The organism is Micromonospora lupini (genome assembly GCF_026342015.1).
In the GTDB taxonomy this organism is placed as follows: Bacteria; Actinomycetota; Actinomycetes; order Mycobacteriales; family Micromonosporaceae; genus Micromonospora; species Micromonospora lupini_B.
On the sequence record NZ_JAPENL010000001.1, the window covers coordinates 197,396 to 210,712 of the forward strand.

A 13,317-nucleotide genomic window follows, 5' to 3' on the forward strand; every position below is an offset into this window, starting at 1 on the left:
CCAGGCGGCTCAGCGCAGCGCGTCGTCGCGAAGCACCGCGTGCGCGCCGACGGTCTGGTTGACGATCTGGGTCACCCGCACGTCGACGACGACGCTGGCCAGCGCCACCGCGTCCGGTCGGCTGAGGCCGTGCAGCCGTTGCAGCAGGGTCAGCATCGAGGTGAGGGCCATGAACGTCGCGTCGTCGAGGGACGCGCCCACGCCCAACGTCAGCCAGGCGTCGGCGGTGCGGGCCACCGGGCCGGTGACCGGGAAGTCGTCGCGGACGTCGAAGGTCAGCGTCACCTCGTCCATCGGGCACTCGATCGCCGTACCGCCGACCTCGCCGTCGCCCTGCGCGGCGTGCCCGTCCCCGACCGAGAACAGCGCCCCGTCGACAGGGATCGGCAGCAGCAGGGTGCTGCCGGCGGTCAGGTCCTTGCAGTCCAGGTTGCCGCCGCAGGGCCGAGGCGGAATTGTCGAGTGCTTCCCCGGTTCGGCGGGCGGCATGCCGAGCACCCCCATGAACGGGCGCAGCGCCACCGTGTGGCCGTGCTGGTTGCGGCCGGTCAGCGCCACCGGGTCCAGTTCCCAGGCGTGCACCACGCCGTCGGTCTCGACGCCGTAGCGCTTGTTGAACCCGCTCGGCCACCCGCCGGCCACAGTCGTACCCCAGGTGGCCGGCACGATCGCGTCGACGCGTACCGCGAGGGTCTGGCCGGCGCGGGCACCGCGCACCGCGACCGGCCCGATCAGCGCATGCCCGTGGTCGGGCTGGTACTGCGGGGCGCGGGGACGGTCCCGGTTCGGCCCACCGGCGTACGGGCCGGCCGACCACCAGCAGTCCAGGGTGCGGTAGGTGACTGTGTCGCCGGGGTCGATGGTGAGCGTCGGCGGAAGGTCGGGGGAGAAGTGACCGTGCAGGGTCTCGTCGCCGGGTGCGAGGGTGTGTCGCATCTGGGCAGGCTACGTGCCGGCGTGGAGCGGCGCGACCCGCGCGCCCGGCGACGGCTGGAAAGCCGGTGCGCGGCCGGTCCGACCCGGGCCGACCGCGCACCTCGACAGTCAGTCGACTGTCGGCGCTGCCGTCCTGGCCGCCTCGGCCAGCGCCGCGGCGGCCCCGGCGTACGGGTTGTAGCTGTAGCCGCGCGCCAGCCCGGCCGGGACCGCGAAGTACTCGGCGGACACCTTCGCCGGGTCGCTGGCCAACTCACCGCGGGCGGGTACGTCGTTGCCGTCGTCCCAGCCCCACGGGGCGTTCGCGGAGTTCGCCGAGCAGCTCCACGTGCCCGAGCCGCAGTCGCCTGAGGTGTCGCCGGCGAACGTACCCAGGCTGGCGAACAGGTTCGCGTTGGTCCGCTGCGCCCACAGGCCCCCGGCGGCGAAGATGTCGACGAGTTGGTAGCGCACGTCGCGGTCGTCGCCGCTGCTCGGCGTCTCGGCGACAGTGGACGGGTAGTAGACCAGGCCGTCGCCGTTGATGGCGTACTGCGGATAGGCCTTCAGGCCGTGCCCCTGCGCCTCCTGCGCGGTCACCGGATGCGCGAACGAGTCGTGCGGTGACGTCTGGAACTGGAGGGTGCCGTCGACGCTCTCCCGGCCGCTGGTCCAGGTGCTGCCGGCCGGCGTGTACGAGTAGAAGTCGCTGTGTGCGACGGTGACCGCGCCGCGCAGGACGCCGTACGGGGAGCCGTCGCGCTCGACCGCGAAGAGAACGCCCTCGCCGTCGTTCTCGTGTTCGGTCTCGAAGAACGGGTGGTCGGTCCAGTCCCGGGGGTGGAAGAAGAGGTACGTGATGTACCAGTGCGTGCTCGTCTCCACGACGGAGTAGTACGCGTGCGCCGCGAGCGAGGTGCCGGCCTGGCCGGCGCGGTCCCAGTTGTTGCGCCCGTTCAGGTCGCCGTCGAAGTCCACGGCGGTCAGATAGTCGGACTGACCGCCCAGGGCGTGGGCGCCGGTGGCGTCGACGTCCTGGTAGTGGACGGGCGCCCACCGCAGGGCCAGCTCGGCCCGGCTGACGGCGGCGGTGGCGGGCGTCGGCGCCGCGAACGGAGCGACGGCCAACGCCGCCACGGCGGCCGTCGCGGTCAGTGCCCTCGCCACCCGGGTTCGCCGGCTCGTGCTGCTTCTGTCGCGCATGGTGTGCTCCCGCGTCGAATTGACAGGCCACGATGGATCATCGTCGGTGCAGGGGCCCGGCACGTGTCCCCGCGGCGACGAGCAGGCAGCCGCTTCTCGACGGGCTCGCGTCCCACGACCCGGCACCGCCGCCGGCCTTGTATTGACGCTTGTCGAATGCAATGCTGTGGTCGGTCGCGCTCGGGAGCCAGCGCGCCCACTCCTCTCCGGATGCGGGGACGCGCGAGGTGGCCCCACCACCCGCGCCGGGCAGTCCCCGTCAGCGGCCGCATGCCGATCGCCGTCGGGCGGCCGCCGCACTCCGGCCCCGTACGGTCGGTCGCCCATCCTCGGCCGCGACGGCGACGGTTCCCCCGGAGGTACCGATGCTCCGCATCTTCCTGGCAGCCACGACAATGGCTCTGGCCGGCTGGGCCGGCACGACAGGCTTCGTCGAGGCCGCACCGGCGCCGGCGCCGGCGGTCACGCCCACACCCACCCTGTCGCCGTCACCGACCCCGACCCCTACCTGCCCGCCGGCCCTACCGATCGCCGCCTCGGTGACCGCGGTGACCACCACGAGCGTGACGTTGTCGTACTCGATCTTCTTCCGCCCGCCCTGCGGCTACGACCCGCCGATGACCGTCAGCCTCTTCGCCAGCCGGGCGGACGCCCAACAGTGGCAGTCTCCGGTGGCCCAGGCCGTCACCGGGCCCGAGCGCAACGGGGTCGTCACCATCGACCAGCTGACGCCCGACACCGAGTACTGGTACCGGTTCAGCGACGCCGAGGGCCGACGGGACCCGTACTGGGTCGCCGCGGTCCGGACCGCTGCGCTGACGGCGTGCTCGGCGACGGCCACGATCGACTCCCGCTGGGGCACCGGCTTCGTCGCCACGGTGACAGTGCGCAGCACCGGGACGCAGACGCTGGACCGGTGGAGCGTCTCCTGGCGGTGGGCCGGCGACGAGCGCATCCAGACGGTCTGGCGCGGCGTCGCCGAGACGACAGGCGCCGACGTCACGGTCCGCAACGCCTCCTACAACGGGACACTCGCCCCGGGCGGCGTGACGACGTTCGGCCTGCTCGTGACCACAAGCGCGGTGCCCGACGGGCTGACGCTCACCTGCAACCGCTGACCGGTGACCCGGCCGTGGCCCGCGCCCGTCAGGGTTTGCGGGCCACCGCGCCGTAGGCGTCGATTCCCTTGGCATCGGCGTCGTCCGGGCGCCACAGCGGGATCGGCACGAGGCCGGGCTCCACAATCGTCAGCCCGGAGAAGCAACCGGCGAGATCCTCAGGGCTGCGCAGGATGTACGGCACACCGCCGTTCTCGGCCAGCCGCTGCGCGCCGGAGACCACCGCGGGGCTGGTGTTGGTGCCGTCCCAGAGAACCAGGTGACTGCCGGACGCGGTCGCGTCCATCGTCCGCCCGACGATCGAGCGCACCACCTCCAGGTCCGGCTCGTACCCCAGCACACCCATGAACATCACCGCGATCGGCTTGTCGAAGTCAAGCGTCCGCGCCGCCTCGGCGAGGATCCTCTCCGGGTCGTGGTAGTCGGCCGGGACGTACGTGGTGACGCCCTGCGTGGTCGTGCTGGCCAGCAACGCGCGGGCGTGCACGAGGACCATCGGGTCGTTGTCGACGTAGACGATCCGCGCGTCGGGCGCGATGCCCTGGGCGACCGCGTGGGTGTTCTGCATGGTGGGCAGGCCCGTGCCGATGTCCAGGAACTGCCGGATGCCCGCCTCGGCGGCCAGGTGCCGTACGGCCCGCACCAGGAACCCGCGCGACTGCTGCGCCATCACCACGATCTCCGGGTAGACCTCGGCCACCGCGTCACCGGCCGCCCGATCGGACTGGAAGTTGTCCTTGCCGCCCATCCAGTAGTTCCAGATGCGCGCCGCGTGCGGCACGTCGGGCTGCAACGTCGCGGCGAGTTCGGGGTCCGGGCCGGCCATGCCAGGCTCCTATCGAGGGGTTCGTGGGCGTGGGTAGCACCCCGGATTGTCCACTATCGACAGCGCCGGCCCGGACCGGGTCGCCCACGGCGGCACGGGCGACCCGACGACGGGTCACGGCGCGTCCACGACCTCCCGGCCCAGCGGCCAGAACGCGGCCGGGACGAGCTTGAAGTTGGCGACGCCGAAGGGGATCCCGATGATCGTGACGCAGAGCGCGATGCCCGCGAGGATGTGCGACAGGGCGAGCCACCAGCCCGCCAGGACCACCCACAACACGTTCGCCAGCCCGGAGCCGACGCCCGCGCCCGGCTTGGGCACCAGGGTGCGACCGAAGGGCCACAACGAGTAGACGGCGAGGCGCAGCGAGGCGACGCCGAACGGAATGGTGACGACCAGGACGAAGCAGACCAGGGCGGCGAAGCCGTAGCCGATCGCCAGCACGAGGCCACCACCGAAGACGAGCCAGAGGACGTTCAGGAGGAAGCGAATCACCCCTTCAGCATGCGCGACCCGCGCCACCGGGCCCTGGCCCGCGCTCAGTCCGGCAGCCCGCCGCAGGCGACCCCGTCGATGGTGCACGCCGTGGGAGTCGCGCCGATCGCCGCGCCGTTGACCCGGAACGTCACACGGACCGAGGCGCTGCCCGGCACCTGCCCGGCGCTCCCGTCCGGCACGAACGTCCACACCGCGCCGTCCTGCGTGGCCCGCGCGCCCTGGACCGCGCTGACACGCAGCGACTCCCGGGGCAGCGTGACGGCAAGCGTCCACTGCGCCACCGGAACCGGCCCCGGATTGGTGACCGTCACGGCGGCGCCGTAGCTGAGCAGGGCCTTCTCCTCGATGGCGAAGTCGGCGCCGAGCGCGGCCGGAGTCGGCGACGCCGACGAGGGGGTCGCGGCCGGCGCGCTTGTCGGCGGCGGGGCGGGCGGCGGGGCCGCGCTGACAGATGGTGGCACGGAGGTGGTCGGGTTGCTGGCCGCCGGCTTCGCCTGCCCCCGGGGCGTACCGGCCTCGGGAGTGCCCAACTGGTCCACCGACGGGGGCGGGTCGAGGGTCACCGGCGCCAACTGCTCCGGCGTGCGCACCACACCGACGATGGAGACCACAGTTGCCACCACCACCCCGAGCGCCGCGAGCACGGCGATCCAGGTGGCCCGCGACACGTCGGCCCGGCCGGTGACCACCCGCCGTACGGCTGCGGCGGCGGCCACGATCCGGTCCAGCAGAATGATCGCCACAGTACGCCGTGGCTGCGGCGGTGTTGCCGGCACTGCCTCTCCCCTTCACTTCATCCCCGGACGCCCGCCCGCGACAGTTGGGCCGCGGTGGCACCCGACCCGTCACAGGCCGCGCAACCCGACGAGTATCGACTCGAGCAGCTCCTGCGACGGCAGCTCCGACAGCGTCGGTGGTTCGTGCGTCTCGACCAGACCCGCCCCGAGCAGGTCACCGAGGAGGACCCGGACGGTGCCCAGGGGCAGATCCAGCTCGGCGCTGACCTCGGCCACCGACACTGGATGGTGACACAGCTCGACGATCCGCGCCTGTTCGGGGAAGAGCGCCGTGGGCGGTGCGGCCGGCCGCCGCGCGACGACGAGCGAGATGAGGTCGAAGCGGCCCCGCTCGGGCGCGGTACGCCCACCGGTCATCGTGTACGGGCGGGCCACCGGGCCGGCGTCGTCGTCGTACCACGCCTCGTCAGCCGAGCCGGCGCTGTGCACCAGAGTCCCCGCTTCTCGCCGCGGAGGCGGGGCCCAGGCTGATCGGCAGGTGCTGTTCGGCCTGCCCCACGAAGAGCGCGACCTCGTACGCCATGTCACCCACCTCGATCTCGTCGCCGGCGATCCGGACGGTGAGGATGGTCCCGTTCGGGATGGTGGCGACGAACAGGAACGCCCGCGACATCTGCACCACGATCTGCCGGAGCCCGCCCGCGTCGCAGGTCCGGGTGGCGGCCAGCCCCAACGCCAGCAGACCGGCGACGATGCCGGAGATCTGGTCGGCCAGCGTCGCCTCCACCCGGCGGGAACCGCCCAGCGGCAGCCCGTCCGGTGAGAGCACCACGGCGAACTCCGCCCCGCGTACCCGGTCGACCAGGCGGTCCAGCGCGCCGGTCAGGCTGTCCGCGGTGACCACTGCATGCGTCATCGATGTCTCCTCGTTGCTCTCGTGACCGGCAGTTCGACGGTGTCGGGGCCGGTGCTGCCGGATTCGGGCCCGGCGAAGCGGGACTGGCGGACCCGTATCGGCAGCTCACCCGTTCCGCCGGCCCTGCCCGCGTCGGGTCCGCTCCGACCCGGTCGGTACGCGGGCCCGGGAACAGTCCCGGCCGGGCCGCCGGTCACGGTGACCAGCTCCGCCGGCAGGTCCACGATCGCGGCCGTCCCGCCGCGCCGACTCGGCCGCAGCGTGACCCGGGCACCGCAACGGGCGGCCAGCAGGGCGACCGTGTGCAACCCCGTGGCGTCGGTGGGCGGGCGGGCAGGCGGGTTCGCGAGCAGGTGGTTGGCCTCGCTCAACGCGGTCGCGTCGAGGCCGGGACCGTCGTCGACCACGACGACCGCGCAGCCGTGCGGCCGGTGTTCACCGGCGACCCGGACCGTGGTGTCGGTGGCCGAGTAGGCCAGAGCGTTCTCGATCAGCTCGGCCAGCAGGTGCACGACGTCCGTGACGGCGGGCCCGGCGAGCGACCACGGCCAGTGCGGCGCGACCAGGACGCGGTGGTATTCCGGCACCTCGGCGACCGCGCCGCGCGTGACGTCGAGCAGGGCGACCGGACGCCGCCAGCGGCGGGCCGGGGTCGCGCCGGCCAGGGTGATCACCTTCTCCACGTTGCGGCGGATCCGGGTGGTGAGGTGGTCGAGCTGGAACAGCTCGTCGGCCTCCTCGGCGCTGCGCTCCCGCCGCTGCATCGCGTCCAGCAGGTCGAGCTGGTCGCGGAGCAGGACCTGGTTGCGCCGGGTGACCCGCACGAACAGCTCTCCGAGGCGACGGTCCTCGACCGGCCCGCCGCCGGTCTGGCCGGTCCCGGACCGGTCGGCTGGTGGCTTGTCGTCGGCGGGCGGGGCCGGCGGCGCGGGCGCGGATGGCTCGGGCCGACGCTCATCGGCGCCCGAGCGGTCCCGCTCATCGGCGCCCGAGCGGTCCCGCTCATCGGCGCCCGAACGGTCCCGCTCGTCGGTCAGTCGGCGCACGGTGGCGGCCCAGCCGAGCAGCACCGCCAGCACGGCGATCAGCCCGAGCCCCACCACCGCGCCGGTCCGCCCGACGATCACCGCGGCGCCCGGCGTGGCCCGTTCGACGCTCCCGCGGGCGGTGGTCGTCACCAGTTCGTGAAGCGCGCCGAGCGCGGCGTCCGCCGCCGCCCGCCAGTCCGCCGCGCTGATCCCGCGCAGGGCGTCGGCCCGGTCCGTCCGTAGCAGGGCGTCCTCCACGGCGAGCAGGCCCGCGAACTCCGGGCCCGCCGCGAGACGCTTGTGCGCGCTCCGGCCGCCGGCCGGCAGGCCGGCCGCCGCCTCGGCGCGGGCGTACCGCTGGGTGGTCACCAGCTCGACCAACAGGCGTCGCTCCTCGGCGCTGATCCGACCGCTCACGACGGCGGCGGTGACCAGGGTGTCCTCCCGGGCGAGCAGCTCGCGGGCGCGGGCCAGCGCGATCACCGCGCGGGTCTCGACAGCCAACCTGCTCTCGTACGCGCCCCACTCCGGTCCGTACACGTCGAAGGCGGCGTCGACGAGCTTGTCGTACCCGTCGGTCGCCCCGGCGCGGTCGAGGTACCCGGAGTCCACCTGGGACCGGACGGCGCCCAGCCCGTTGAGCCGCCGGACGAGCGCCTCGGCCCGGTCGCGGACCGCTCCGGCGCTGAGCAGGCGCAGATCGCGGCCGGTCGGGAACGCCCGGACCTCCGTCGCCGCCCGGTCGGTCACCTCCCGCGTCCCGGCCAGCGCGGTCCGCGCCCGCGCCGACCCGGCCAACGACTCGGCCGTCACCCGGCGCTCGGTCTGCAGGCTGAGGATCAGCCGGTCGATGGGCTGGCCCAGGGTGTCGGCCAGGGTCCGCACCCGCAGCAGGTCGACCGCGTCCTGGCCGGTCAGGTAGGCCGCGTAGGACCAGAGCGTGAGCAGCACCGCCGCCGCGGCGACGAGCCGGACCCGCAGCCGTCGTTCGTTGGTGCGTGTCACGTCGCGCTCCGCCGCGACACGTGGTGCGACCGGTTCATCGCGCCGACCGTTGCGGCCAGGGCTGCCCGGCGGCGTCGCTGGCCCGGTCGGCGACGACGGTACGCAGCAGCGCCAGCAGCTCCGCACGGTTGGCGCAGTTCAACCGGTTGCGCATGCGGGCCACGTGGTGCTCCACGGTCTTCGCCGAGATGAAGAGCCGATCGCCGATCTCCCGGTAGGTCAGTCCGGCCAGCACCAGCTCGGCCACCTCGTACTCCCGGTCGCTGAGGCCCTGCTGGGCGGGGGCCGCGATGGCGTCGGTCGCCTGGGTGGTGCTCTCGCCGGTGGTCGGTCGCGGCCCGCCGGTCGCGGCAGCCGGCCGGCCCTGGAGCACCCGGGCGCACTCCAGCAGGGTGGTCATCGCCCGCCGGTCCGAGGTGCGGATCGCGGCCTGCCCGGCGAGGCGCGCGCCGTCCCAGCACAGGCCGGTGTCGTGCAGGCCACGGGCGGCGGCCTCCACCCGCACCGGGTCGACCACGCCGCGCAGCACCTCGACCCAGCTCTCGGCGGCCGCGGCGACCACGGCGGCGTAGCGGCTGTGGTCCGCGGCGGCCAGCAGGGCGGCGACGTGGTCGTCGGCGGCCGTCGGCTCGCCGCTCAGGATGGCCGCGTGCAACCCGCTCCAGTGCAGCGGGACGCTCCACAGTGTCGGGGCGCCGAGCCGGTCGAGCAGCGCCCGACCCTCCCGAAGGTACGGGGCCAACCGGGCCGCGTCGCCCAGTCGCGCGCCAGCGATGGCGAGTTCGCCGAGCGGCAGCAGCGTGAACAGGTCGACGGGATGGCGGACCACCGCCTCCAGGGCCTGGCCCCACCCCCGCTTGAGCGCGGCGAGGTCGCTGGTGCGCCGGCCGATGCCCATCCGCAGCGCGGCGGCGAAGAGCAGGTCACGTGACTCCAACGGCCGGTCGTCGGTGGTCACCGTGGCGAGGCGTTCGGCCGCCGCGGCCGTCTGGCCCCGGACCATCAGGATCCAGGCCTGCAACAGTCGGTGCCGGCGGGCCATCAGCGGACCACCGACGCCGGCCTCCTGCGCCCGGTGCAGGACCCGCTCGGCGATGTCCAGCTCGCCTGAGTGCACGGCGGTCAGGGCGGCCAGCGCGGCCGGACTGTCCGGCAGGAGCGCCGCCCGACCGTCCGGCTCCAGCAGTGCGGCGGCCTGCACGAGCGCGGAGAGCGCCGCGCTCGGCGTGCCGGTGACGCTCTCGCGCACCCCCTCGGCCATCAGCCGGGCGGCGCTGGCGTGCAGTGTGGGCGGTTCGCCTGCCGACTCGTCGACAGGCGGCCCGGCGGCGGTCAGGTCGCCTGTGGCGAGCCCGCCGACGGTGGCGAACGCCAGCGAGGAGGCGGTGCCCGACCACCGGTACAGCTCGACGCTGCGGCCGGTGTGGCCGCGGTGCGCCAGGGCTGTCGCGGCCACCACTGCCGCGTCGGCGCGGTCCGTCGGGTCGGTCGTGGCAAGCAGCCGGTCCGCGAGGCGCAGCGCGTCGTCGAGGTTGCCGGCGAGCGCGGCGGCGAGAGCCTGCCGGGCGCTCGTCGGGTGCCCGGCCGCCGTGGCGGCGGCGAACAGGTCGGCCGCGAAGGCCGGCTCGTCGGCCAGCGCCTCCTGCGCCGCCGCGGTCAGCGTCGAGGACGGGCAGTCGCCCAGCACGCCTACCGCGAGCAGCGAGCGGACCAGCGGTAGCACCGGCCCGCCCCGGGCGAGCTGCAACTCGGTGAGGCGACGCCAGACCGCGCTGCGTTCGGTGGCCGGGCTGAGCGTGGTGACGGCCCGCCGGACGATAGGCGTGAGCCGGCCGTCGGCACCGATCAGCCCGGCCGCCCGGGTCGTGGCGATCAGCTCGTCGACCGCCTCCGGCTCCTGGTCGAGCAGCGGGCCGAGCATGGTCACCGGCAGCGGTACGCCGGCCGCGACCGCGAGCAGCAGCCGTCGTACGGCGGTGGGCTGGATCTCCAGCTCCGGCGCGAATTCGAGGACGACGGACCGGGGTGGTTCGGTCGGGGCGCCGGTCAGGCCCGGGGCTGCGCGCAGGCCACGGGTCAGCCGCTCCACGTCGCGGGGGACGCCACCGGTCTGCGTGTGCACGAAGTCGACCAGGTCGCCACGGTGTGCCAACTCGGGCGCGGCGGCGAGGTGGGTCGCGGTCTGTTCCCGACCGAACGGGCCGAGCAGCACGGCCTGCCCCTCGCGGCGCAGCGCGTCGGCCAGCTCGGAGAGGGCCGCCGACCGGGGCCAGGGTCGGTGGGCGACGACCAGCCGGTGCCGGCGGGTGGTGACCAGGCCCAGCAGCACGCCGATCCGCTCGTCGTCGAGCAGGTGCGCGTCGTCGACAAGCAGCAGCTCGGTCGGATCGACGGGATCGCCAGGCTCCGGGACGCCCGTCCGCACGGTGCCCCCGACCCGCTGCTGGACGCGCGTCAGTTCGGCGAGCAGCGCCGTCTTGCCGTGACCGGCGGGGCCGACCAGGCCGACGGTGAGCGGGCCAATCGGATCGTCGACGACCCGGTCCAGCAGGGCCGTGGATGCGCTGCCCAGCACCAGCCGGGACTCGACGACGTGTTTCATGATCATTGCGGTCATCCTTCGCGTCCCCGGCTGAGCGTCAGTGCCAGGCGGGACGCCTTCGGCAGGTCGAGGGGCAGGATCCGGACCGGAGGGCGCGGTGGTGGAGCACCCGGATCGGTGGTCCGGTCTCGGGGTCGGCGCGACGCCGGGATGGTGGCCCGGCCGGCGTCGCTCACCGGCGCCGGGTCGCGTATCGGCGCCGGGGGCCGGGGGCGGGGCGACACCACCTGGCAGGCCGCGCTCGCCGCCCCGGTGGCGGCGGTCAGCTGCGCGTCCGGCTGCACCTCGACCGGGACCGCAAGCGCCGCGGTGATCAGCTCGGTGACCAGCGGGATCCGGGCCGAACCGCCGGCGAGCAGCACGCCGTCGAGCTGCGTCGGCGCGAGGCCGGCACAGCGCACGGTGCGCAGCAGGAGGTCGACTGTGGCCTGCACGGTCGGGCGGATCATGGCCTCGAACTGCGCGCGGGTCACCGGTATCCGCGCCGGGCCGGTCGGCAGGCTCAGCACCACGTCGGCGGCCAGTTCGACGGTGAGCGCCCGCTTGACCCGGTCGCACTCGGCCGGCAGCCCGCGCAGGGCGGCGTGGTGCTCCCGACGGCCGGTGGCGGCCAGCTCCCGGGACAGCACGGTACGTACGTGGCTGGCCAGCAGTTCGTCGAAGTCCGCGCCCCCGATCGGGTCGAGCCCCTGCGGGGTGCCGAAGCCCTCGTAGGTGCCGCGCGGGGTGCGCCGCACCAGGGCCGCCTCGAAACTGGCGCCGCCCAGCGCGTAGACGGCGGCCGTGGTGCCGGCGAACCCGTGGGCCGCGTGGCTCTCGGCGACCGTGACCGTGCGGGGCAGTAGCGTGACGGAGCGCAGCCCGAGGTCGACGAGCGCGCGGTGCAGCAGCTCCCGCCGGTACGGCCGCCAGCTCGCCGGGTGGCTGAGCACTACCGCCTCGGCGGGGCCGCCCTCCGCGGCGTGCACCTGCTCCACCACCCAGGCGGCCAGCTCCGCCGTGAGCGTCTGCGGCGCGCACGGCTCGCCGCCGAGCAGCAGGGGCACGTCGTCGCCGATGCGGCGGACGAAGTCCCTGGTGGTGCGGCTGCCGTCGTCGGTGGCGGGCCCGCCGATGTGCAGGGCGCCGTCCTCGGCCAGGTGCAGCACCGACGGTACGAGGGGCGAGCCGGCGTTCAGCGGGACAGCCTCCGGGCGCGTCCAGGTGCGACCGTCGCGCCGTGCGACGGCGGCGGCGGTGTTGGTGCTTCCGATGTCGATCCCCAGGACGTACGGCATCCGTCTCTTCTCTTTCCGCGAGTTGGCCGGCTGGTGGCGATGGCGTCGGCGCTTCCCGGCGACCCGCCCCCGGCGAAACCCGCGGGCTCCTACGTTCGTACCAGAGATCGCTCCCTGGTCGGGACCCTAATCTGGCCGGGACGGTTTCCCCCAGTCCCCCTAACGGTGGAGCCGATCAAGGCCCTAACGCGGCGGGATCGGATGCGGGCCGAGCCCCGATGTCCGGGATCGGCCCCCGCAATAGCGTCACTGTCGACGAACGACGGTCGCCGATGCCAATCCGAGGAGAACCGGCACATGGACTCGCAACAGACCCTCCACGACTTCGTGCTCGACCTGCTGACCAACCCGGACGCGCGGTCGGCCTTCGACCTCGACCCGGAGGGCGCGCTGCACGCCGCGGGGCTCAACGACATCACCGCCGCCGACGTGCAGGACGTGGTTCCGCTCGTGGTCGACTACGCCCCGGGGCAGGGCCTCGCGCCGCTGGTCCCGGCCGTCGGGCAGCTCGGGTTCGACCCGCTGGTGACCGACGCCACCGACGTGGTCGGCCAGTTGCAGAGCGTGGCGCAGCAGATCAGCGTCACCAGCTCTCCTGCCGGGGTGGACGTCAAGGCCGGTGTGCTCGGCGCCATCGCCGTCGACCCGACGACCGTCGCGGCCGGAGTGACGGTGCTTCCGGGCGTCGGCCTGGGCGTCGGCCCGAGCGGCCTCGACACCGACCTGACCGGCGTGGCCGACGTGGCGCACACCCTCGACGCCGACGTGGTGCAGCCGGTCGACGGCATCGCCGACCCGGTGCTCGGTGACGTGACCGGCACGCTCGGCGACCCGACCGGCCTGCTCGGCGCCACCGACCCGGGTCTGCTCGGCGGCGACCTGACCGGCGGTGTCCTCTCCGACGCGCACGGTCAGGTCGACGGCATCGTCGGCTCCCTCGGCGTCCACGACACCCTGGGTGGTCTGGGCCTCACCGACGGCGCGGTCGGCGGCGTGGTGCCACCGGTCGACGTCCCGTCAGTGGTGGGCGGCGTCACGCACCACGTGGACAGTCTCCTCCCCGGTGTCACCGGCACGGTCGGTGACGTGACCGGAGGGGTCACCGACGGTGTGACCGGCGACGTGCACGACGGGGGGCCCGCCTCGTCGGACCACGGGCTGCTGGGCCTCACCGGCGGTCTGCTCTGACGGG

At 74.4% G+C, this 13,317-nt stretch carries 12 protein-coding genes; 2 read left to right on the forward strand and 10 right to left on the reverse strand.

Going from position 1 to position 13,317, the window contains the following annotated elements:
- Window positions 1-9: 9 nt before the first annotated feature.
- Window positions 10-936 carry an acetamidase/formamidase family protein gene (locus OOJ91_RS00880; protein WP_266241376.1) on the reverse strand — a complete coding sequence of 309 codons (927 nt, stop codon included), beginning with the start codon at window positions 934-936 and terminating at the stop codon, window positions 10-12.
- Window positions 937-1,044: 108 nt separating this feature from the next.
- Window positions 1,045-2,118: a hypothetical protein gene (locus OOJ91_RS00885; protein WP_266241377.1), complete on the reverse strand. Its 1,074-nt coding sequence runs from the start codon at window positions 2,116-2,118 to the stop codon at window positions 1,045-1,047.
- A gap of 365 nt (window positions 2,119-2,483) precedes the next feature.
- Here OOJ91_RS00885 and OOJ91_RS00890 point away from each other — a divergent pair, with 365 nt between their 5' ends.
- The gene (locus OOJ91_RS00890) at window positions 2,484-3,236 is read left to right on the forward strand and encodes a cellulose binding domain-containing protein (protein WP_266241379.1); all 753 of its coding nucleotides are present in this window, start codon (window positions 2,484-2,486) and stop codon (window positions 3,234-3,236) included.
- Between the two features lie 28 nt (window positions 3,237-3,264).
- On the opposite strand, the gene OOJ91_RS00895 is transcribed toward OOJ91_RS00890, so the two are convergent.
- From OOJ91_RS00895 to OOJ91_RS00930, 8 genes are all read right to left on the reverse strand, one after another.
- Window positions 3,265-4,062 carry an SAM-dependent methyltransferase gene (locus OOJ91_RS00895; protein WP_266241381.1) on the reverse strand — a complete coding sequence of 266 codons (798 nt, stop codon included), beginning with the start codon at window positions 4,060-4,062 and terminating at the stop codon, window positions 3,265-3,267.
- 114 nt (window positions 4,063-4,176) lie between these two features.
- Window positions 4,177-4,557 (reverse strand): YccF domain-containing protein, encoded by a 381-nt coding sequence (locus OOJ91_RS00900; protein WP_266241383.1) that lies wholly within the window; start codon window positions 4,555-4,557, stop codon window positions 4,177-4,179.
- 44 nt (window positions 4,558-4,601) lie between these two features.
- Window positions 4,602-5,336: a cellulose binding domain-containing protein gene (locus OOJ91_RS00905; RefSeq protein ID WP_266241384.1), complete on the reverse strand. Its 735-nt coding sequence runs from the start codon at window positions 5,334-5,336 to the stop codon at window positions 4,602-4,604.
- 69 nt (window positions 5,337-5,405) lie between these two features.
- Complete coding sequence (locus OOJ91_RS00910; RefSeq protein ID WP_266241385.1) at window positions 5,406-5,786, reverse strand: DUF742 domain-containing protein; 381 nt, start codon at window positions 5,784-5,786, stop codon at window positions 5,406-5,408.
- Window positions 5,764-6,213 carry a roadblock/LC7 domain-containing protein gene (locus OOJ91_RS00915; RefSeq protein WP_266241386.1) on the reverse strand — a complete coding sequence of 150 codons (450 nt, stop codon included), beginning with the start codon at window positions 6,211-6,213 and terminating at the stop codon, window positions 5,764-5,766. Before OOJ91_RS00915 ends, OOJ91_RS00910 begins: the two co-directional genes overlap by 23 nt.
- Window positions 6,210-8,246 carry a sensor histidine kinase gene (locus tag OOJ91_RS00920; protein ID WP_266241388.1) on the reverse strand — a complete coding sequence of 679 codons (2,037 nt, stop codon included), beginning with the start codon at window positions 8,244-8,246 and terminating at the stop codon, window positions 6,210-6,212. The genes OOJ91_RS00915 and OOJ91_RS00920 overlap by 4 nt, the downstream gene beginning before the upstream one ends.
- Before the next feature lie 34 nt (window positions 8,247-8,280).
- Entirely contained in the window at window positions 8,281-10,854 is a 2,574-nt protein-coding gene (locus tag OOJ91_RS00925) for a helix-turn-helix transcriptional regulator (protein ID WP_266241389.1), read from the reverse strand.
- 5 nt (window positions 10,855-10,859) lie between these two features.
- Window positions 10,860-12,125, reverse strand: coding sequence for an Hsp70 family protein (locus OOJ91_RS00930; protein WP_266241391.1), 1,266 nt, complete (start codon window positions 12,123-12,125; stop codon window positions 10,860-10,862).
- 297 nt (window positions 12,126-12,422) lie between these two features.
- Between OOJ91_RS00930 and OOJ91_RS00935 the strand changes: the two genes are divergently transcribed.
- Window positions 12,423-13,313, forward strand: coding sequence for an IniB N-terminal domain-containing protein (locus OOJ91_RS00935; protein ID WP_266241392.1), 891 nt, complete (start codon window positions 12,423-12,425; stop codon window positions 13,311-13,313).
- Window positions 13,314-13,317: the final 4 nt, after the last annotated feature.

Bases quoted from the DNA above. Each gene is read 5' to 3' on its own strand.
- OOJ91_RS00880 (WP_266241376.1), bottom strand. From the start codon at position 936: ATGCGACACACCCTCGCACCCGGCGACGAGACCCTGCACGGTCACTTC.
- OOJ91_RS00885 (WP_266241377.1), bottom strand. From the start codon at position 2,118: ATGCGCGACAGAAGCAGCACGAGCCGGCGAACCCGGGTGGCGAGGGCA.
- OOJ91_RS00890 (WP_266241379.1), top strand. From the start codon at position 2,484: ATGCTCCGCATCTTCCTGGCAGCCACGACAATGGCTCTGGCCGGCTGG.
- OOJ91_RS00895 (WP_266241381.1), bottom strand. From the start codon at position 4,062: ATGGCCGGCCCGGACCCCGAACTCGCCGCGACGTTGCAGCCCGACGTG.
- OOJ91_RS00915 (WP_266241386.1), bottom strand. From the start codon at position 6,213: ATGACGCATGCAGTGGTCACCGCGGACAGCCTGACCGGCGCGCTGGAC.
- OOJ91_RS00925 (WP_266241389.1), bottom strand. From the start codon at position 10,854: ATGATCATGAAACACGTCGTCGAGTCCCGGCTGGTGCTGGGCAGCGCA.
- OOJ91_RS00930 (WP_266241391.1), bottom strand. From the start codon at position 12,125: ATGCCGTACGTCCTGGGGATCGACATCGGAAGCACCAACACCGCCGCC.
- OOJ91_RS00935 (WP_266241392.1), top strand. From the start codon at position 12,423: ATGGACTCGCAACAGACCCTCCACGACTTCGTGCTCGACCTGCTGACC.